The 20,974-nt window shown below is 46.3% G+C and carries 17 protein-coding genes; 8 read left to right on the top strand and 9 right to left on the bottom strand.

The features are described from left to right. The first annotated feature begins 67 nt into the window (after positions 1-67). The 4 genes from BM210_RS22995 to BM210_RS22980 all read left to right on the top strand — a co-directional run bounded on the left by BM210_RS22995 (position 68) and on the right by BM210_RS22980 (position 3,859). Entirely contained in the window at positions 68-319 is a 252-nt protein-coding gene (locus BM210_RS22995; RefSeq protein ID WP_091173932.1) for an acyl carrier protein, read from the top strand. Between the two features lie 6 nt (positions 320-325). Next, positions 326-1,522 carry a hypothetical protein gene (locus BM210_RS22990; RefSeq protein ID WP_091173930.1) on the top strand — a complete coding sequence of 399 codons (1,197 nt, stop codon included), beginning with the start codon at positions 326-328 and terminating at the stop codon, positions 1,520-1,522. Positions 1,523-1,668: 146 nt separating this feature from the next. Continuing rightward, positions 1,669-2,586, top strand: a complete 918-nt coding sequence (locus tag BM210_RS22985; protein ID WP_091173988.1) for a hypothetical protein — start codon at positions 1,669-1,671, stop codon at positions 2,584-2,586. 121 nt (positions 2,587-2,707) lie between these two features. After that, positions 2,708-3,859: an MBOAT family O-acyltransferase gene (locus tag BM210_RS22980; RefSeq protein ID WP_091173927.1), complete on the top strand. Its 1,152-nt coding sequence runs from the start codon at positions 2,708-2,710 to the stop codon at positions 3,857-3,859. Between the two features lie 257 nt (positions 3,860-4,116). Here the strand turns inward: BM210_RS22980 and BM210_RS22975 are convergent, their stop codons facing one another. Further along, positions 4,117-4,392 carry a hypothetical protein gene (locus BM210_RS22975; protein WP_177237954.1) on the bottom strand — a complete coding sequence of 92 codons (276 nt, stop codon included), beginning with the start codon at positions 4,390-4,392 and terminating at the stop codon, positions 4,117-4,119. Between the two features lie 299 nt (positions 4,393-4,691). Between BM210_RS22975 and BM210_RS22970 the strand changes: the two genes are divergently transcribed. Further along, on the top strand, positions 4,692-5,660 hold the full coding sequence (locus BM210_RS22970; protein ID WP_091173925.1) for a sugar phosphate isomerase/epimerase family protein: 969 nt from the start codon (positions 4,692-4,694) through the stop codon (positions 5,658-5,660). Between the two features lie 197 nt (positions 5,661-5,857). Here the strand turns inward: BM210_RS22970 and BM210_RS22965 are convergent, their stop codons facing one another. The 3 genes from BM210_RS22965 to uvrB all read right to left on the bottom strand — a co-directional run bounded on the left by BM210_RS22965 (position 5,858) and on the right by uvrB (position 11,230). Continuing rightward, positions 5,858-6,082, bottom strand: coding sequence for a hypothetical protein (locus BM210_RS22965; protein WP_091173923.1), 225 nt, complete (start codon positions 6,080-6,082; stop codon positions 5,858-5,860). Between the two features lie 198 nt (positions 6,083-6,280). After that, on the bottom strand, positions 6,281-9,142 hold the full coding sequence (gene uvrA, locus BM210_RS22960) for an excinuclease ABC subunit UvrA (RefSeq protein ID WP_091173985.1): 2,862 nt from the start codon (positions 9,140-9,142) through the stop codon (positions 6,281-6,283). Between the two features lie 90 nt (positions 9,143-9,232). Beyond that, positions 9,233-11,230, bottom strand: a complete 1,998-nt coding sequence (uvrB, locus tag BM210_RS22955; protein ID WP_091173982.1) for an excinuclease ABC subunit UvrB — start codon at positions 11,228-11,230, stop codon at positions 9,233-9,235. Between the two features lie 260 nt (positions 11,231-11,490). Here uvrB and BM210_RS22950 point away from each other — a divergent pair, with 260 nt between their 5' ends. Beyond that, a complete protein-coding gene (locus BM210_RS22950; RefSeq protein ID WP_091173921.1) occupies positions 11,491-12,279 on the top strand; it encodes a flagellar motor protein in 789 nt (262 codons plus the stop codon). Further along, a complete protein-coding gene (locus BM210_RS22945) occupies positions 12,266-13,045 on the top strand; it encodes a flagellar motor protein MotB (RefSeq protein ID WP_256223942.1) in 780 nt (259 codons plus the stop codon). Before BM210_RS22950 ends, BM210_RS22945 begins: the two co-directional genes overlap by 14 nt. A gap of 194 nt (positions 13,046-13,239) precedes the next feature. Here the strand turns inward: BM210_RS22945 and BM210_RS22940 are convergent, their stop codons facing one another. From BM210_RS22940 to ftsE, 5 genes are all read right to left on the bottom strand, one after another. Next, positions 13,240-14,505 (bottom strand): PDZ domain-containing protein, encoded by a 1,266-nt coding sequence (locus BM210_RS22940; protein WP_091173916.1) that lies wholly within the window; start codon positions 14,503-14,505, stop codon positions 13,240-13,242. 159 nt (positions 14,506-14,664) lie between these two features. Then, on the bottom strand, positions 14,665-16,116 hold the full coding sequence (locus BM210_RS22935; protein ID WP_091173914.1) for a S41 family peptidase: 1,452 nt from the start codon (positions 16,114-16,116) through the stop codon (positions 14,665-14,667). Positions 16,117-16,201: 85 nt separating this feature from the next. Beyond that, positions 16,202-17,479, bottom strand: coding sequence for a murein hydrolase activator EnvC family protein (locus BM210_RS22930; protein WP_091173911.1), 1,278 nt, complete (start codon positions 17,477-17,479; stop codon positions 16,202-16,204). A gap of 65 nt (positions 17,480-17,544) precedes the next feature. Further along, positions 17,545-18,462 carry a permease-like cell division protein FtsX gene (ftsX, locus tag BM210_RS22925; protein WP_091173909.1) on the bottom strand — a complete coding sequence of 306 codons (918 nt, stop codon included), beginning with the start codon at positions 18,460-18,462 and terminating at the stop codon, positions 17,545-17,547. Further along, positions 18,452-19,138 (bottom strand): cell division ATP-binding protein FtsE, encoded by a 687-nt coding sequence (gene ftsE, locus BM210_RS22920; RefSeq protein ID WP_091173906.1) that lies wholly within the window; start codon positions 19,136-19,138, stop codon positions 18,452-18,454. The genes ftsX and ftsE overlap by 11 nt, the downstream gene beginning before the upstream one ends. 298 nt (positions 19,139-19,436) lie before the next feature. On the opposite strand from ftsE, the gene BM210_RS22915 reads away from it, so the two are divergent. Next, entirely contained in the window at positions 19,437-20,921 is a 1,485-nt protein-coding gene (locus BM210_RS22915; protein ID WP_091173905.1) for a VanW family protein, read from the top strand. Positions 20,922-20,974 lie beyond the last annotated feature (53 nt).

Below are 20,974 nucleotides of genomic sequence, written 5' to 3'. Positions count from 1 at the left end.
ACAACACTTCTCACCCTGCCGCGTTATACCTAATAAACAGAACTGCCTAAACAAGGAGGAACACCACATGCAAGATCTGCTTTCACAGTTAGAGGCGCATATCCGCAACCGCTACGAAATTGAACCGGACGACGACGAGTTTACAAATGATGTCCACCTGTTCGATTACGGTTACGTGGACTCGATCGGTGCTACGGCATTGATTGCGCATATCGAGCAAACGTATGATATTCAGGTGACGAATCAGGACCTGATGCTGTATTCTATGAACACCGTGCGTGAAATCGCCGACTTCATCCAAAAAAAGACTGTGAGGTAATGACCTATGGAATGCGTCGTTTCCCTCGAAGGGCTGGCAGAGAGCCAGCATGGCCAGCTTAAATATGCGGTCGCCTTCATCGACGAGCAAATTCGCGATATTAAACTTGAAAACAATCACATTCACATTATTCACGAATCACCTAAAGGCGATGCTGCTATTGAAGCACAGGTTCGCCGCTTGATTGAACGTTTTTCACATGGAGATTTTGGATTCAAGGAAAATATTTTATTCGAGCATAAGGTGAACACTCCCTACGAAGGCGATATCATTGCCGAGCTCGTAGAACGCAAAATTATCAAGGTGCTGGAAGAAGGCTTATTCATTTTCCGTGAACCGTTTTCCAGCTTGATGCGCTTTTTTGACTATTCATTCGTCACCAAAATCGGCAATCGCTTTGAAGGCATTAAGGAAGAGTCCTACCCAGCTGTCATTCATTGCGAAACACTGAACAAAACGAACCATTTTACCTCTTTTCCTGAGCACATTCATTTCCTAACGCACCTGCGCGAGGATTTGGACATTATTGAAGCCTTTTCGCAATCCATTCGTGATTCAGGAGGCTGGAAGTCAGATGCTCCGCTCGATCTAAACAAGACAATGCCGATTCCTAAGTTCACAATGAACCCTTCGACCTGCTATCACTGCTATGAGGGCTTGCAAAATGAAACGCTGGAAGGCGATGGTCTCATCGTGACAGCCATTTCCAAATGCCACCGTTTCGAGTCACGCAATCACAGCGACTTTGGCCGTTTGCTGGATTTCAGCATGCGTGAAATTATTTTTGTCGGTAAACCGGAGTTTGTTAAAGAAAACCGCCTGCGCTCTATCGAATATATGAAGGAATTGGCCGTCGAATGGAATGTGGATAGCATGATGGAAATTGCCAACGATCCTTTTTTTACGAATGATTTTCAAACCAAGGCTTCGTTCCAGCGCAATCAAGAGATGAAGTACGAGCTGCGCCTGACGATACCGCACATTAAAAAATCAATCGCCTGTGGCTCGATTAATTTCCATAGCAACACATTCGGCAATGCCTTTCAGATCAAAATGGGCAAACGTCCGGCCGTTACTGGCTGTGTAGGCTTCGGGATTGAACGATGGACCTTTGCCTTCCTGGCCCAATATGGATTGGATGAGGCCAATTGGCCAAATACATTCCGCGAGCAATACCACGCCTGGCAGCAAAAATCTCTGTAGCTAATTCACTCGTTATGCACTTATCATGCTTAAGCTGATTGCCAAGCCCTTCGGTTTTAAATAGACTCAGCTTACGATACTGTGTAAAAACATTAACGTATTACATGCTCTTTATTTCTAAACAAAGATGTGGGTTCCTTATGAAACTGATCGCCTTTTTTCGTAAAAACAGCTTCGTGCTGCTGCTGCTTGCTGCTTTCGTGCTGTCGGACGTTCTGATCTCGATTTGGGACCCGATGGTTACCTCGCGGCGCTTTTATAAAAACGACTTTACCAAAACCTTATATCATCACGGATGGCTGGATCACGGTCCGGCTTTCTTCGGAAATTCTTCCGTAACAGGTGCCTATATCGAGGAGCAATCCAAATCGGGGCTCATTGAGCTGGGGCTGTCCTATGGGAAGCTCACCGATCTACAGGCGCTGTTGGAGCGGGGTCTCTTTCATGTCGAGGATCAGCTTGTGATCGCTATTGATGTGCATACGATGATCGACAGCCTGGAAACAGACCCGACCTATCAGTGGTTCAAGCCCTGGTACCAGCCATATGTATATACATATCGCGACTATTTTCGGGATTCCGGCAGTGAAGCCGTTCGTCAGCTGTACCAGGGTACACTTGAGCTTAACCGCTCCAAGCTGTTCGCTTACCAGCCCCGTTGGATTGATAAGGAGCTTTATTTTGGCAAAAAGACCGATGATGAGCTGAAGACCAAATGGGACGATTATGAGCGCCGCTTCGGATGGATGTCACAGCCCGATTATCAAAATAATTTGCAGGCACTTGATTCTATTTTGCGGTATACCGATGATCACAAGCTGCCTGTTCGTGTTATCTGGATGCCTTGGAATACGGCGTATCCGGTTCCCAAGTACATGCCAGGCTTACAAGCTGCCGTGAACCAAAAGCTCGTTCAGCATCAGGTGCCTGTGCTTGATTTGCTCAGCACCTATAAGCCAGCGCAGTTTCATGATCTCGTCCATTTGAGCCGTGAAGTCGGGGCTCCCGTATTTACCAAGGAGGTTGACGCATGGCTCCAATCCCTCGCAAAATCGTCGAAGTGATCTTCTATACGGCGATGCTGATTATTGTTTTGATCTATTTTACAGGTAAAGGATTGTTTATATACGAGGGGTTCTGAGCCTCTTCAAGGCTCGGCCATCTTTCATTCAAGGGAGTCAGGTTATGTGGTATTTGAACATGAACGCAGTCATGGCCATGTGCGGAATGATTCTCATTCTGGCGCTTACCCGTTGGTGGCCCCACAATAAACGCATATTGCTGCTGGCGTTCAACCTCAGTTTCTTGCTGGTGTTCAGCAAGAAGCTTTTTGTCTTTTACATCATCTATACACTGTTGAATTATATTGGCTTCCGATTTCTGTGTCATACCACCTCTTGGCGTAAAGGCTGGTTCATTACGCTGATTGCACTTAATGTCGCTGGTGTTTGCGGAATGCGTATGTATGGCATGCAAATATTCGAAAACCCATTGTTTGATACAGTCATGCTGATCGGTCTGATCTACAACGTGCTGAAGGTTATCGATGCGCATTACTTTGCTTATTTTATTGGTAAAGACGCCCGTGCCAAGTTGATTGATTACGCGAACTACGTCCTATTCGTGCCCACCTTTACATCGGGACCTATTCTGAAATTCCGTGATTTTATGGCGGATACAAAGCAGCCCTATAAGCTGACTTCGGCTCAGGTTGAGGATAATGTCAAACGGATTATTATCGGGATGTTCAAAAAAATCGTTCTGGTTACCTGGATGACCGACGTGTTTACCTATATGCAGCAGGGCGAACTGCATACGCATCAATCGCTGTTTCTAATGGTATGGTTTTATGCGCTCATTTTCTTTGACTTCTCAGGCTATTCTGATATTGCCATCGGCTTCGGTCGCTTAATGGGCTACAATATTCCGGAAAACTTCAAAAAACCGTTCCAATCACCAACCCTAACCCAATTTTGGCGAAACTGGCATGCAACACTAGGGGATTGGTTTCGTGAGCATATTTTCATGTTTTTTTCGCGGCAAGCGCCAAGTAAATTGACGGCTTCAGGCTTGTCCATCTTGATTATGGTGTTGGTCGGTCTCTGGCACGGCTTTAGCTGGCTCTATTTTTTCTATGGTCTCTATCACGGAATTGTAATTGCACTGGAAAACATGCTTGGCAAATCGACAGTCAATAAGAAAAAGGTTTCAAGGACTTATTTTCTCGCCCGCTGTGCGCTTACCCAAGCCATTGTCACTTTCTCCGTTATTATCTACAGCGGTAATACGGAAACGGTATGGAAAATTTACCGTGGACTGCTGAATTGGCCCTTTTAGCTTTAATAGTGAACATTCCGAAAGCCATTACGTTTGTTTACTTGCTGTCAGATTATCCTTATCCGATTCGACTAAGCTTCGCATTTTCAAGCATCCAGAGTCTCTATCCGGTTATACCGGATACGAGACTCTTTTCTATGCCGCTGAACTCAGCCTTCTGCAAGCAGCACATACTCCATAATGGAAAGAATGAGTCTTTGAAGCAGTCATATGATCAAGAGCGCTTCAAAAGCCGGCAGCCTGCGGTGCCTCAAATATTATTTTCTCAGCTTGGCACGCGAAATTTTAGCTCTGGAGCTGCCAGTATCCCGCTTCTTATTACTACGGCTGCTGATTGTGCAAACTTCATCTCTCACCGTGCAGGAAACGAAATGATGCGGAACTGGAACACAATGGTGCCGATTAACGACTTCAACCGGGTGAATAACCGGCACTGGTTGTGGATAGTAAAAATTGCGGATCACCTGTGTAGGATCTGTAAAAATCGGGTCGGCCTGTGGACATTGAAAATTATTATTATTGTTATAAGCCAAATGGATCATCTCCTTCTCTGTGAATGGTACAGTATATGTGGGACTTTGTGACGCGCTTGTTCATTCGCCTAGATAACAAGTAAATGTGTTAGGCTATATCGTCGAGGCTTTTGCTTATTCATCATTTTTGCTGCTCTACTCTAGCAGCCTCATAGCAATACCTCGAAGCTGAGTCAGTTATCATTCTACGTATGGAATTAGAGTGTCCTCATCTTGCACTTTGAGTTAACAGGCAAACAATGCTATAATTTGCTATAGTGCGTACACGCGTACATTTCTCATTTTCTCGGAGGTGTCTTATGAAGTTAGGCGTATTTGCCGTATTATTTGCCCAGAAATCTCTTGAAGAAACCCTCGATTACATTGCTGCAAAAGGCTTGGAAGCAATTGAAATTGGAACAGGTGGCTATCCAGGAAATGCTCATTGCAACCCAGAGGTTTTATTAGCCGATGAAGGCAAGTTGAAAGCTTTTAAAAAGGCAGTAGAATCCCGTGGGCTGATCATAAGCGCGCTCAGCTGCCATGGCAATCCGCTGCATCCGCAGCAGCCAATAGCAACGGATCATCATAATACGATCATCAAAACGATTGAGCTGGCTGAAAAGCTGGAGGTTCCTGTCGTCAATACGTTTTCTGGCTGCCCGGGCGATCATGAAGGTGCCAAATACCCGAACTGGCCTGTAGCTCCATGGCCGAATGATTACCAGGAAATTCTGGATTGGCAGTGGACGAACAAAGTTATCCCTTACTGGACAGAAACCGGTAAATTCGCTTCGGACCGCAATGTGAAAATCGGTCTTGAGCTGCATGGCGGCTTCTCTGTACATACACCAGCTACACTACTGCGTCTTCGTGAAGCCGCAGGCGACGTTATCGGTGCTAACCTTGATCCAAGCCATATGTGGTGGCAGGGAATCGATCCAGTACAAGCGGTGCAAATATTAGGCCGTGCGAACGCTATTCATCATTTCCATGCCAAGGATACGACCATTGATCCTATTAATGTAAACAAGCATGGTGTTACAGATATGCAATCCTACACCTTGATGCTGGATCGCGCATGGCAGTTCCGCACTGTCGGCTACGGTCATGACATGAAAACATGGGCTGATATTATAAGTGCTCTACGTCTTGTCGGCTATGACTATGTAGTTAGTATTGAGCATGAGGATGGCTTGATGTCGGTAGATGAGGGCTTTACCAAAGCTGTACAAAACCTGCAGCAAATTTTGATTAAAGATCCCGTTGGTGAGATGTGGTGGGTTTAACCCCAATGTATAGCATCTGCCTTGACCAAGGGATGTAGATAATGAAAAGTCGAGGAATAGGCTCCTCGGCTTTTTTTTATGGAATATGTGTGTTTTGAAGGACTCCAATTGCACAAAAAACCCTTGGACTCGGGTCCAAGGGTTTCTCTTCGTCATAGGGTAAGATCATGGTAAGTAAGGTCTCTATATTGGACTGCCTAGAGTTTACCCATCCAGCTCATAACCATTACAGCATCCATCACTAAAAAAACAACCAAGCTAATTCCACCAAAGCCGATGGCAAAAATATTTTTCTTAGGAGATGCCAGTAAACGTATTACACCAATAGCGATTACAATCGTGAACAAGATCACGAATACGTCAAAACCGTTAAAAGTTGATGCGGCTTGCGCTGCTTGTGCTGCCTCTTCGGCCAAAAACATCGAGAGACCTCCTCATGGTTACAAGATTGCTTATATTATATCTTAGCTTGACTAGCTGCGAAGTGCAAGTGATTTGGTGAAGTGTAACAACTTTGTCAACATTTCTAGCCTTTGTGCAGATGCTTTTTCAAAATAATGCTGTGTATCTATACAGTGTCCATTGCTTCTAACATTTATAACTCCAGACATGATAATATGTTACGCCAACTGCTCTACATATTCAGCAGATCTGACTTTATCACGCTCCAGAATAGGCTTGAGGTATTTCCCTGTGTAGGAGCCTTTGACTTTGACGACTTCCTCTGGAGTTCCCGTAGCTACGATGGTTCCGCCTTTGCTGCCACCCTCGGGGCCTAGATCTATCATATAATCAGCTGTCTTGATGACATCCAAATTGTGCTCGATGACAAGAACGCTATCGCCATTATCCACCAGCTTGTGCAGTACCTTAAGCAGTCGATCAATATCGTGAATATGCAATCCTGTTGTCGGCTCATCGAGAATATAGATGGTTTTGCCTGTACTTCTACGGTATAGCTCAGCCGCCAGCTTCACACGCTGTGCCTCACCACCAGACAATGTGGTTGCCGGTTGTCCGAGATCCATATAACCCAAGCCCACCTCAAGAAGCGTATGCAGCTTACGGTGAATCCGCGGTACATTTTTGAAAAATTCACAAGAATCCTCTATGGTCATGGCCAGCACATCGGAAATGCTTTTCCCTTTATAATGAATTTCAAGTGTTTCCCGATTGTACCGTTTGCCTTTGCAAATTTCGCAAGGCACGTACACATCCGGCAAGAAATGCATCTCTATCTTGATGATCCCGTCTCCGCTGCAGGCTTCACAACGGCCACCTTTCACATTAAAGCTGAAACGACCTTTTTTGTAACCACGCACCTTAGCTTCATTGGTTGTCGCAAACAAATCCCGAATATCGTCAAACACTCCTGTATAGGTGGCTGGATTGGATCGCGGTGTCCGACCTATTGGCGATTGGTCAATCTCAATAACCTTGTCCACGTGCTCAAGCCCGTTAAATTCCCGATGCTCGCCTGGACGTACCTTAGCTCTATTCAATTCTTTGGCTAGGGTTTTATATAAAATTTCATTAATTAGTGTGCTTTTTCCTGATCCGGATACACCCGTTACACAAGTGAATACACCCAGTGGCAGCTTGACGTTCACATTACGCAGATTATTTTCCTTAGCTCCCTTGATTTCCAGCCATTTCCCATTAGGTTCCCGCCGCGTGGCTGCGATCGGGATAAATTTTTTGCCGCTTAAATATTGGCCTGTTAACGAGGCTGGGTCATTCATAATTTCCTGTGGAGTCCCTTGAGACACGACCTTCCCGCCATGCACGCCAGCTCCTGGACCGATATCAATAATATAGTCGGCTGCCATCATGGTGTCTTCATCATGCTCCACGACGATCAGCGTATTGCCAAGATCACGCATATGCTCCAGCGTTTGAATCAACCGCTCATTGTCACGCTGATGCAGCCCTATACTGGGCTCATCCAAAATGTAGAGCACTCCCATGAGACTCGATCCAATCTGTGTCGCCAAGCGGATTCGCTGTGCCTCACCACCGGAAAGTGTGCCTGCTGCACGATGCATCGTCAAATAATCCAGACCAACATTGACGAGAAAGCCTAACCGAGCTTTAATTTCCTTAAGTATCAATTGGGCAATTTGCGTTTCTCTGTCTGTTAATGTCAAGGAGTCGAACCATTCCGCTGAATCGCCAATCGATAAGGAAGTGACATAAGCGATATTTTTCCCGTTGATGGTGACGGCCAGTGACTCCGCTTTTAAGCGCTGGCCCTTACACTTGCCGCAAGGCTTCGAGCTCATATAGCCCTCGATATGCTCACGGATACCCTCGGAGAACGTATCACGATAACGACGTTCCAAATTGTGAATTATACCTTCGAATGGAACCATCGCTTCTTTCTTGTGTCCCATATCATTCTCGTAACGGAACCGCACCTTCTCTCCGCCTGTACCCAGAAGCAGCTTTTTCATTTGTTCGGGGGTTAATTCAGCAACCGGCATCGTCCGTGAAATCCCGTAATGCTCGCATACGGCTGCCAAAAACTGAGGATAATAATTCGATGTACTTCCTGCCCAAGCCTCAAATGCGCCTTGCTCAATCGATAGCTGTGGGTTCGGTACGAGCAGATCGGGATCTATTACCATTTTACTTCCTAGTCCATCACAATCCGGACAAGCACCAAAGGGACTGTTGAAGGAGAACATTCTTGGGGCCAGCTCTTCGATGCTGAATCCGCATATTGGGCAAGCCAAATTTTGACTGAACAGCAACTCTTCCTGATCGATAATATCGACGAGAACCCTACCTTCACCGAGCTTAAGTGCCGTTTCCAACGAATCGGCCAGTCGACTTTGCACATCGTCCTTAACGACGATACGGTCAACAACGACTTCGATGTTATGCTTTTTATTTTTATCAAGCTCGATCTTCTCAGATAAATCCATGGTTTCCCCATTAACGCGCACACGGACAAAGCCCTGCTTATGAATATCAGCCAACAGCTTGGTGTGTTCGCCCTTGCGGCCCGAAATAATCGGTGCCAGAATCTGCAGACGGGTTCGCTCAGGATACTCCATAATCCGATCTACCATCTGCTCGACAGTTTGCGAGGTTATTTCGATCTTGTGATCGGGACAATGCGGACGTCCAATACGAGCGAACAGCAATCGAAGATAATCGTAGATCTCCGTGACCGTTCCTACGGTAGAACGCGGGTTACGGCTTGTCGTCTTCTGATCGATGGAAATGGCCGGTGAGAGTCCCTCTATGGAATCTACATCCGGTTTGTCCATTTGCCCTAAAAATTGCCGCGCATAAGCAGAAAGGGACTCCACGTAACGACGCTGTCCCTCTGCGTAAATCGTATCAAAAGCAAGCGACGATTTGCCTGAGCCGCTTAAGCCTGTAAGCACAACAAAACGATCCCGAGGAATCGTGACATCAATATTTTTTAAATTATGCGCTCGCGCGCCCTTGATTACAATATTGTCTCTGACCACGTGCATAACACCATCCTTTTGATTTCAACGGATTGCCAAGCATCTGCCATCTTATCTATTATAAACGATCCAACCGATTACTCCTATCCTTTACAAATCGGCTTTTAATTCCATAACGGCATCACGAAGCTCAGCTGCTCGTTCAAACTGCAGGTTTTTGGCGGCATCCTTCATTTCTTTCTCTAAGCGTTCGATCAAAGACATTTTATCCTTTTTGGACATTTTGGTGCCCTTGATATCGGTTAAATAGTCAGCTTTCTGTTCGGCTACCTTAACTGCCTCGATCACATCACGAACTTTTTTCTGAATCGTTTGTGGTGTTATGTCGTGCTTCACGTTATAGGCAAGCTGAATTTCACGACGGCGCTCCGTCTCTCCCATTGCTTTAGCCATCGAATCGGTAATTTTATCCCCATACATAATAACACGTCCGTTGGAATTCCGGGCCGCACGGCCAATGGTTTGAATCAGGGAGCGCTCTGAGCGCAAGAAACCTTCTTTATCGGCATCCAAAATGGCAACAAGCGATACCTCCGGTAAATCAAGTCCTTCCCGCAGCAGATTAATACCAACGAGTACATGAAACACACCCAGCCGTAGATCCCGCAAAATTTGCATCCGCTCCAAAGTCTTGATATCGGAGTGTAAATAACGTACTTTGATACCGATTTCCTTGAAATAATCAGTCAGATCCTCTGACATTTTCTTCGTTAAAGTCGTAACGAGCACACGCTCATCCTTGCGGATACGGTCGTTGATTTCTCCCAGCAAATCATCGATCTGACCTTTGGTCTTTCGAACCTCTATAATCGGATCAATCAAACCGGTAGGTCTAATAATCTGCTCTACCATTACTGGACAATGCTCCAATTCATAGGGCCCCGGGGTCGCTGATATAAACACCGCTTGTGTGACTTTATCCTCGAATTCCTCAAAGCGCAGAGGACGGTTATCCATCGCTGAAGGCAGCCGGAAGCCGTGCTCCACAAGCACTTCCTTCCGTGCTCGGTCACCGTTGTACATCCCGCGGATCTGTGGCAGTGTCACATGTGATTCATCTACCATGATCAGCATATCATCCGGAAAGTAGTCGAACAGCGTATACGGTGTTGCTCCTGACTCACGGAACGTTAATGGACCTGAGTAGTTCTCGATTCCGGAGCAAAAACCCATTTCCTGCATCATCTCAATGTCGTAACGTGTCCGCTGTTCCAGCCGCTGGGCTTCAAGCAGCTTGCCCTTGGCATTAAGCTCAGCCAGTCGTTCCTCCAGCTCCCGCTCAATATTGACAAGCGCACGTTTCATCGTATCCTCGTGGGTAACGAAGTGGGAAGCCGGGAAGATCGCGATATGCTCGCGTTCACCGAGGATTTCTCCCGTTAATACATCAATCTCTGTAATTCGTTCAATCTCATCCCCGAACAATTCAACCCTAACCGCATGCTCACTATGGGAGGCAGGAAATATTTCCACAACATCTCCACGCACACGAAACGTGCCGCGTACAAAGTTCATATCATTACGTTGGTATTGGATATCGATTAAGCGATGCAGCAGCTCGTTGCGGGAGCGCTCCATACCAACTCGCAGCGACAGCACCAGATTGCGGTATTCCATCGGTGATCCCAAGCCGTAAATACACGATACACTGGCGACGACAATAACATCGCGCCGTTCGAATAATGAGCTGGTTGCGGAGTGCCGCAGCTTGTCAATCTCTTCGTTAATACTGGAGTCTTTTTCAATAAATGTATCTGAAGAAGCAATGTAAGCCTCTGGTTGGTAGTAGTCATAGTAGCTGACGAAATAAGAAACCGCATTGTTAGGAAAAAACTCTTTCAACTCACTGCATAGCTGCGCAGCAAGTGTTTTATTATGAGCAATTAACAGCGTAGGTCGATTGAGCTTGGCAATGACATGGGCAGCCGTGAACGTTTTACCCGTACCTGTCGCACCGAGCAGGGTTTGATGCTTTTGTCCCGATTGAATACTTTGCAGCAGCTGCTCTATGGCTCTAGGCTGGTCGCCCTGTGGCGTATAATCCGAAATCAATTCAAAGGGTTTGTTGCTCATCGTCACTTCGTTCATTCCATCACCGTCCATCGAATGATCAATTTTTCTAAACTTTTGACCGCTTGCTTCCGATAAATAATATGCACCTCTCGACGAAGTCTTACACCGAACGACAATGAGCTGCATAGGAATACCTGTTCCCATGTATTATACCTTTTTTCATCTTTTGTTGCAAACTGAGAATGCTTCCAGCTTTAGCAAGTTAGTTATGGAAGCAAGACAAACGTAATCCATAGAAGGCCAGCATTTTACTCATTGTAAGGGTGGTAGGAAAAGTGGATTTAACAACGATTTTAGGTCTTATTATCGGTTTGGGTGCTTTAATAGGCGGCTACATGTGGGATGGTGGTCATCTTGAAGCGCTTATCGTTCCCAGTGCCATGCTTATCATTTTAGGGGGTACGGCAGGTGCGGTTGCCATCAGCTTTCCGATGTCCCGTTTGAAAGAAATTCCGAAGGCGCTCGCTATGGCATTCAAGGAAAAGAAGCGTGATCCCAGCCTTATTATTGAAGAGCTTGTTGATATGGCCACTATAGCCCGACGGGAAGGCGTTCTCGCTCTGGAGCAGAGAGCTCAGGAGAACCCGAACGATTTTCTGCGTGATGGGCTGATGATGGTGGTTGATGGTACCGACCCTGAACTAACTCGGCAAATTCTGGAGCTCGAAATGGATGCTTTGGAGCATCATCATGAAGGCTGGGCCAAAATATTTGAAACTGCGGGTGGATATGCACCGGCTATGGGTATCATCGGTACGGTTATGGGTTTGATTCACGTTTTGGGCAACCTTTCTGATCCAGGTACATTGGGACCTGCCATCGCTGTTGCTTTTACCGCTACTTTGTACGGGGTATCTACTGCCAATGTGATTTATCTCCCTCTCGCTACTAAGATCAAGATTCGCAGCAAAGAGCAAATTTCCGAAATGGAATTGATGCTGGAAGGCATACTGGCTCTGCAAGCCGGTGAAAACCCGCAATTAATCAAGAAAAAGCTGAAATCCTTCCAACATCAAAGCCATAAGAAAGCTGAAGGCGCAGGTGAACCGGGTGGCGAGGAATAAGAAGAAGCATCCTGAGCATGAAAATCACGAACGATGGTTAATCACTTATGCGGACTTAATCACGCTGCTCTTAATCTTCTTTGTTATCATGTATGCAATGAGCAAAATTGATACCGAGAAATACTCCGTGCTTGCCCAATCATTAAACTTTCAATACACCAAAGCGGAATCAGTGCTGCCTGGCGGAGATGGCGTTCTCGGCCGTGTTAATATTTCCAAAGCCGATGAAGGCAATAAGAACCAGAGTGCCGACAAGGATAAAAAAGATAAAGAAGAAAAAGAACAGAGAGACATTCGTGAGAAACAGCTTCAAGATCTCATGGAAAAGATACAGCAGTACATACAGCAGCAAAGTTTACAGTCCCAGGTTTTTGTCGCCAATACACCCAGAGGTATCACCGTAACCTTAAACGATCTGTTTGTATTTGACCTCGGTAAAGCTGATTTAAAGAAGGAAGCTTACCCGATACTTAATCAATTAACGAGCTTGTTTCCTACTTTGGATTCTACCATCAGCATTGAGGGACATACGGATAACCTTCCGTTAGCTACCGGCTCCTTATTCAAGGATAACTGGAGACTATCTTCTGAGCGTTCGCTCTCTGTGCTTCGATATTTTACAGACACTATGGGTCTGGATTCGAAAAAATTCATGTCCAGTGCATTCGCAGATACGCATCCGGTTGTCAATAATGATTCAGAGGAGAACCGCTCAAAAAACCGTCGGGTAGAAATCATCGTCTTGCGTGAGCCTACGAAACCTTAAAATGTGTCCTATTTCGAGCCTAAAGGCTGATCTCATTTTTACGCAAGCGCGTGTTGGATTATGTCCAATCGAGCCAGCAGTTGGGGAAGTCGATCCTTCTTATATGAATATTAAAAAATCTGTCGGAAATGATTTCCGACAGATTTTTTGTTCCTTGTGGAACAATTTAAGTTTCACATGTTCTACATGATGCATCATTTGCTAATTGTACTTGGGAGCTTCCTACGTAAGTAACTCCAAAAATGTACCGGCTTCTCTTCGACATAATACGGTGCATCCTGATCGGGAACGAGAATAATGCCAAGCTGGTGATGCTCTCCGGAAAACATAGGCCGTTTCAAAAACTTACTCTCTCCATCCAGATTCAATATCTCCAGCTTGCAAAATGCCGAGTTCAGCTGCATCGCATGATGCAAATCTTGTTTGGATTTAATAGGTAGGCCATTGACTTTATGGATAATCTCGCCTACTTGTATGCCCAGTTCATCCCCTGCACTTCCAGGCATGACTCCCAGTATTTTCAAACCGCGCGGGTCTTCAACAAAATACGGCTTTCGATTTGATTCGTCCCAGCGGCTGTATAACCTCAATACCTCGTGCAGCAATATGCAGCCCAGACATGCAATCATAGTCGTTATAGGTCCCACATAAGCAAGTGCAGCGAGGAGAAGTACCACTCCTGCATACAAGAACAAAAGGTTGGAGCTTAGTTTGGCTTTCTCCTTTGGCAGTCTGGATATTGTGACATCGGCAAACCCAATCATCATTGGAAAGCCGATAATGGTCCAACCCCCGCCCCACAGCCCTGCACCTAGCAGCGGTGTCCATGGCAGTAATGTACCTCCACCCTGGTAAGGTATCACGAGAAATAGCACAATCGGCCAAAAACCCTGAAGTTGGTAGCCTCCGACAATTTTCCCACGCTTGCTCTCATAGAACATCGGTGTCCCTGTACGAGCACCCTTCAACCGAACCAGCACCGCCTCCACTACGTGCAGGATCGCAATCAGTGCGAGCAAGGAAGGCATATTTAATGCTAGCAATGGGCCCGTTAGCCAAGACAGTCCATTTATTGTATGCACATCGGGAATCCATATCCATATCGATTGCAGGATGCCGATAATCCCAATTGCATAAGCCCAGCAAAGAAATCGCACTCTTATAAAAAGCAGCAGCAGTGCGACAGCCCATAACAAGAGCACAGCCTCGACTTGTATCGTTGCTCCAATGAAGGCCATAACGATTGAAGCTGCTATGCCTCCGACCCAGCCCCAGAGCAGCGTCTGCCACGTTTGTGACAGTATCGAATGCAGCTTCGTATGGAATAATTTACGCTCCAGAGTAATCTGCCTACGGTATTGTAAAATAACAAACAGTATACCTACATAATAAAAAGGATTGATCAGTAATTGAAGCAGGGCCTGCAGCCCTTTAAGTGCGATCTCCATAAACACGTTCATGTGGAAAGCTCCCTCTGCAACAATAAAATAGGAAGGCGGACATATCCACTCTCCTCATTAGGATTCGACGTAGAGCAGGCTGATTCCTGCCCACCCTCTTTATATAAACCTTTTGTGCTGAATGGAATCCAGGTTCTTGGAGCCTTTAACTTTGAATTTTTATTTGGTCATTATCGATTGCAGATGCTGGGTTGCAGCCTTGAGCTGCAGATCATTTTTAGGATCTTTAATTTCTGCTAAAATCATCTTTTCCAGACGTGTGGCCGTTTCCGTATCAACCTCTCCGGTGATCGGCATATTTTGCATCCGCTGGAATGCTTTGACCGCCAGAGCTGTCTTTTCACTATAGTAACCATCCGCACGCTCTGGATTCAAGCCCAGTCCCTTTAGCATCGTTTGCAGGTTTTTAACGTCTTCACTGCTTGTATCTTGCACCAAAGTTGCTTTTTTCGTTAACGGAGCTACTTTGAAATAAGCAGGCTGATCAACAGCAATGTCTGGCGCAATCCCTTTTTTATGAATCCAGGTGCCGCTTGGCGTCAGCCATTTATATACCGTCATTTTGATATTGCTGCCATCGCCCATCTCTTTTTCAAACGTAACCTGAACCGTTCCCTTACCATAAGTAGTTTCCCCTATCAGCTTGCTGCCGGAGGAATCATGTAGAGCTCCTGCCAGTATTTCCGAAGCGCTGGCACTGCCTTTATTGATCAATACCGTGACAGGATAGTTTTTACCTGTGCCTTGAGAGGTTGTATCCTCCTGCTCACCCTTGCGGTTCTCAATTTTTACAATCGGTTTCCCTTTGGGTACAAACGGCTCGACAATTTCAACGACCGCCGACAGCAGACCACCCGGGTCGTTCCGAACGTCAATGACCAAGCCCTTCATCCCTTTAGCCTCAAGACCTGTCAACTCATCCTTGAATCTTTTGGAAGTATTACTGGAAAACTGGCGAATCTCGATTTTACCGATATTGTTAGGAAGCATCTCCGCATAAACCGTCTCAACGTCGATATCATCCCTTACGACCGTCATTTGGATGGGTTCCGAAGAACCTGTGCGCACAATTTCCAGCTTGGCCTGGGTTCCTTTGGGACCACGGATTTTCATAATCGCCTGATTCAGCGTTAAGCCGTCCAGCTTTTCTCCATTGACTGACACAATGACATCATTGGCATGCAATCCTGCTTTTTCGGCTGGCGACCCCTTGATAGGAGAAACAATCGTTACTTTGCCTTCCTCAGAGGATACCTCAGCGCCAATTCCTTGAAAGGAAGAGGTAATGCTTTCATCGAATTGCTTAGCTTCCTTTTGATCCATATAGACGGTGAAAGGGTCCTCCAATGACGACAGCATACCATTAATGGCACCCGTCATGACCTTATCATGGTCAACCTGAGACAAAAATTTACCTTCGATTAGCTGATAAGTAGTTGACAGCTTGTTCATGTCTTTGGTGCTTAGGCCTGACTTCGCAGATGTGCCTGCTGCACTCCCTTTCAAACCTGCAGCTAATGTGGAAGGGTTCACGATCATAAGCGTCATGATACTGCTCCCAAACATCGCCAGCAAAACAAATAAAATAACCGTACGTCCCTTGAAGGTCATACTTTAAATACACCGCCTTTGCGACTACCTTATTGGACTCGTCTTTGTAGTGTATGACAAGCCTCTAGAAATTATTAACAGCGGTTTAGCGAAGATACGGCTTAGGATCTACGGGGTCTTCGTTAATACGTACCTCGAAATGAAGATGATTGCCCGTTGATTCTCCGGTCGAGCCCACCTCAGCCACTTTTTGGCCACGTTTGACGGCATCCCCTTTCTCTACAACCGTCCCTCCGTTACGGATATGTCCATATAACGTCCAATAGCCATTGCCATGATCAATTATAACCGTATTCCCATAGCCGCTCCACCAGGAAGCAACGATGACAACACCATCGCCCGCAGCTAAAATGTTCGTTCCATTGGGAGCTCCAAGGTCGATGCCCTTATGCATCGTCTTCTTCCCATTAAACGGATCGGAGCGATAACCGAAATCAGAGGTCATTGGGGCCACCTTGGCTAATGGATAACCGAATTTGCCGCCTGTGAAGGGAGCGGCTGGGGTTGGGGCAGCGCTGCTGGAACTGCCGTTATTGCCTGCTTTGGCTTTGGCCTTGGCTGCCGCGGCGGCTGCTGCAGCCTCAGCATCTTTGCGCCTGGCTTCAGCCAGTGCCGACTGCTTGCGTGCCTCTTCTACTAGCTTCTTTTCCGAATCCTCGCTAATATCCTCGAGAGTACTTTTCTCTTCTTTTTCCTTTTGCGAGAGGCTGGCGATCATGACTTGCTTTTCTTTTTCCTTATTATCAAGCTCCGCTTTACGAGTAGCCTGTTCACTGTACAAATCCCCAACCTGACTCAGCTCGTGCTTTATCTGCGCATCTTTCTCTTCTTTCTGCGTTCTATCTTTTCGATTTTCCTCCAATATATGTTTATCTTGATTCACTATAGCATTCAAAGCATTCAAACGGTCAAGAAAGTCACCGAAACTCGTAGAGCTCAGCAGTACATCCGCATACGAAACCACACCGTTCATATACATCAACCGAAGACGCGACTTCAATAGCTTGTCCCGAGTATCGATACGCTCCTCAACCTCTTCCAGCTCTTTGCCGTTGACAGCCAGCTTTTCCTTCCCCTCACTAATCTGATTATTCAGCTCGTTCAGTTTCAGATTAGCTGTCACAATCTCTGCCAGCACTGTATTCAGATCCTTAGTGACTGCCTGTTTTTCCTGCGCGATTTTATCAATTGTAGATTTGCTTTCAGCTGCCTTTTTCTGATTATCAGACAGCCCTTTTCTTAGCTGGTTAAGTTCCTGCTCAATTCGCTGAGTGGCAGAAACAGCGGCCCCCGCAAACTGCGGCGCTATTAACGTACCGACCAATCCTGCCGATATGATGAAAGTTAGCACATATTTCTTCAAACTTCGGTTCCCCCCATAATTAGACTAGACGGGTATGGACGTTAAGTAGATTACCAGTAACTGGTTTAGACCCGTAAAAATTTGCGAACAGACAGCGTACTTCCCCAAATGCCTATTAGGATTCCAATCCCTAGCAATAAGCACGACATCGTCAAGTAGATCTGTTGAAACGGAAGCAGCTTAATCATCAGTAAATTTAAATCCAATTGAGTCGACTCCATCATTTGCCAATAGCCGTATAACAAAACAGTAACCGGTATGACAGAACCCACCACGCCAAGCAGTGCACCCTCTATAAAAAATGGCCAGCGAATAAAGGAATTAGTTGCTCCTACCAACTTCATAATAGCAATTTCACGCCGACGCGCGATAATCGTCAGTTTAATGGTATTCGCGATCAGGAACATCGCCGTGAGCGCAAGTCCGGCAACCATCGCAAGACCTACATAACGGACAATTTTTGTTACCTTAAACATCGTTTCTACCGTTCCTTGCCCATAGCTGACACGATATATAGGCTTAGTCGGCTTTTTATTATTGATCTCTGTAATCTTCTGTGCTACTTTCGCTACCTCGCGCGGCGCCAGAACCTCGACTGTAAACGAATCGTTCAAAGGATTGTTCTCACCCTCAAAGCCTTCCAGCAGCTGCTTGCCGCTTTCCCCAAGCTTTTCACGTAAATACACAATTCCTTCTTCCTTAGACACAAATTTCACCTTGTCGACTTGAGGAATCGCGCTAATTTCGTTTTGTAGAGGCTGTATCTGATCTTTAGGAATTTCGACATCCAGATATACACGAATTTCAACCTGTGATTCAATTTGCTCCGCCAAATAATTCACATTCAAGGTCAGCAGCAAAAAAACACCGAGAATAAATAACGAAATCGAAATCGAACTGATCGAAGCGAATGACATCCAGCCATTGCGGATTACATTTTTACCGCCCTCACGAATATGGCGGAACCCTGTGCTAATCCTCATAGCCGTATTCACCCCTGACCTGATCGCGGGCAATTTGACCATCTTCAATCGCAAGTACACGTTTACGCATCGTATTCACAATTTCTTTATTATGGGTTGCCATAATAATGGTCGTACCACGAAAATTAATTTCTTCCATTAGCTTCATAATGCCCCACGAGGTATCGGGATCGAGGTTACCAGTAGGCTCATCCGCGATAATAACGGTTGGGTTGTTCACAATAGCCCTCGCAATCGCGATCCGCTGCTGCTCTCCTCCGGACATTTGTGTCGGCAGCGAGCTTGCCTTATCCCGCAGCTTAACTAATTCCAGCACCTCAAGCACGCGTTTCTTGATGATTTTCTTTGGCGCCTCGATAACCTCCATCGCAAAAGCGATGTTCTCAAACGCCGTTAGCTTGGGCAGAAGCCGATAATCTTGAAAAATAACCCCAATATTACGTCTCACATACGGAATCTTCCGCTGCTTGAGCTTCTCCAAATTGAAACCGTTAACGAAAATGCTCCCCTTGGTAGGCCGTTCTTCTCTATAAATCAATTTCATAAATGTCGATTTTCCTGCGCCGGAGGGTCCAACGACATACAGAAATTCGTTGCGATTCACATTGACGGTGATCCCTTTTAATGCTTGACTACCGTCTGGGTACGTTTTCCACACATCTTGCATTTCTATCACGGTATCACATCCTGATTGTTTAAGTAGTTAAGAACGTATAGGCTTGCTTATACGTGCTCGCTACCTGGATAAACACTTGCCATCCGGTAAGAACCACTAAGCCGTTAATCCTCGTTAGCTTATATGGTTTCGACATCAACGGCCAAAATCCTTCGTATGGAAATGATTTTCTACATTTTTTCACATTTATTGTTGGATCGGTGGTGCAGGCAAGTTCCTGAACTGGACCGCATATACATCAATGGTACGAGCAGAGAATGCGGAACGCGCAAGGCACTTTCCATAAAGGAGCGTATCGATGGCACCGTATCAAAACCTTACTATACGCCTGATTGTGTACATGTTGATTATAGCCGCTGCGGCTTGTCTGGTAGTTGCTCTATATGGTTTGCAAAACCGAATGCCCGCTGGCTACTTTGTGGATCACTGGCATGTGAATGGGATCACCTACAAGGAATTCGAGCAGCAGCTTAACGAACAAATCAAACTTGTCCAGCAGCAGCCCCTTCGCTTGGTTAGCGAGCAGCCCGATATGAAGCTGACCACCGTTACAACCACGATGGAGCAGCTTGGGCTTCGTGTGTCCTTAGAGGACGTGCTTGAGCCGTTGACACAGCTGCGTTCGGGATCACCCTGGTCTCGGGCGTTGTCTCGCTGGCAGCTGAATAATCGACATCAAGCACTGCGTTACGAATTTGAGCCCGCTGTCCTCCACGGAGTACTTCTTCAGCAATTTCCCAGCCTGTATGCACAGCAACCAAGCCCAGCTCAGCGCATCGTAGGGCCTACCGATCAAATCAGTTATATTCCTGATAAACACGTAAGCCGAATAGATGAGACCGCATTGCTCCAGCAATTACGGGATGCTGTCCGTCCACTGGGAAAAGTTAGTCAGGCACCTTCACGTTCTGAGGAAAGTAGGGGCCCCGTCGATATTCCTCTATCCTTTGTGACCCAGAATCCTGAGCTAACACTCTCTATTCTCCAGGCTCAGGGGGTGGATCGTAAAATCAGCGAATTTTCAACGCCTTTATTGCAGACAAGCGAAGGCCGCCTCCACAACGTCCGTTCGACGGCGTCTACGATTCATGACCTGTTAATGAAGCCGGGTGAGGTATTTGATTACGCCACTTATATTACACAGACAGAGGCACGATTCGGCTTTCAGGAGGCACCAGTCATCGTAAACGGCAAGTTAGTTCCGGGCATCGGAGGCGGGATCTGTCAGGTATCCTCTACACTATATAATGCAGTGCTTCGCGCTGGGCTCGCGATTGTCGAAAGACGCCATCATTCCCTACCAGTCAGCTATGTCGCCCTTGGACAAGATGCAACCTTTGCAGCAGGCCATATTAATTTTCAGTTTCGCAATAGTACAGACAAGTATCTTCTCATCCGTACATCAGTAGACGATCGGCAAATGACAGTTAAACTATTCGGTCAAATCCCCTTGGATACGACGTATGCTATCGAATCGTTTACCATTCGCACGCTGCAGCCCGAAATCCGCTATGTGGCTAACCCCACCTTGTCACCTGGCAAGCAGCAGCTGATTAGTGAAGGCAGGCCCGGTTATGTTGTAGATACATTACGCTATAAAAAGCAAGCTGACCGGATTATTGCTCAGGAGCGCATCTCGCAGGATACGTATGCGGCACAGCCGACCATTATTGCGATTTACCCAAGCACTTCCTCCGGACAGCCTAATCCCAAGCTTCAACCCTCTAAGCCCTATGAAGCGCCCTTGATCGAGGATGGGGTCAAGGGGCCTTTGTACAGATAAGCTTAGCCGTGGAATCGAAGCCTGTTGGTCTGATAGGCTCTGCAAGTTGAATG

The sequence above is a fragment of the Paenibacillus sp. 1_12 genome (assembly GCF_900114475.1).
Lineage (GTDB): Bacteria > Bacillota > Bacilli > Paenibacillales > NBRC-103111 > Paenibacillus_S.
Note: the sequence above shows the minus strand (reverse complement) of the source record. Positions and strands in the feature narration are given on the sequence as shown.

What these genes read in the sequence shown, in the direction of transcription:
- BM210_RS22990 (WP_091173930.1), top strand. Translation starts at nt 326, where the DNA reads ATGGAATGCGTCGTTTCCCTCGAAGGGCTGGCAGAGAGCCAGCATGGC.
- BM210_RS22940 (WP_091173916.1), bottom strand. Translation starts at nt 14,505, where the DNA reads ATGAACGTGTTTATGGAGATCGCACTTAAAGGGCTGCAGGCCCTGCTT.
- BM210_RS22935 (WP_091173914.1), bottom strand. Translation starts at nt 16,116, where the DNA reads ATGACCTTCAAGGGACGTACGGTTATTTTATTTGTTTTGCTGGCGATG.
- BM210_RS22915 (WP_091173905.1), top strand. Translation starts at nt 19,437, where the DNA reads ATGGCACCGTATCAAAACCTTACTATACGCCTGATTGTGTACATGTTG.
- BM210_RS22995 (WP_091173932.1), top strand. Translation starts at nt 68, where the DNA reads ATGCAAGATCTGCTTTCACAGTTAGAGGCGCATATCCGCAACCGCTAC.
- uvrB (WP_091173982.1), bottom strand. Translation starts at nt 11,230, where the DNA reads ATGAACGAAGTGACGATGAGCAACAAACCCTTTGAATTGATTTCGGAT.
- BM210_RS22980 (WP_091173927.1), top strand. Translation starts at nt 2,708, where the DNA reads ATGTGGTATTTGAACATGAACGCAGTCATGGCCATGTGCGGAATGATT.
- ftsX (WP_091173909.1), bottom strand. Translation starts at nt 18,462, where the DNA reads ATGAGGATTAGCACAGGGTTCCGCCATATTCGTGAGGGCGGTAAAAAT.
- BM210_RS22970 (WP_091173925.1), top strand. Translation starts at nt 4,692, where the DNA reads ATGAAGTTAGGCGTATTTGCCGTATTATTTGCCCAGAAATCTCTTGAA.
- BM210_RS22965 (WP_091173923.1), bottom strand. Translation starts at nt 6,082, where the DNA reads ATGTTTTTGGCCGAAGAGGCAGCACAAGCAGCGCAAGCCGCATCAACT.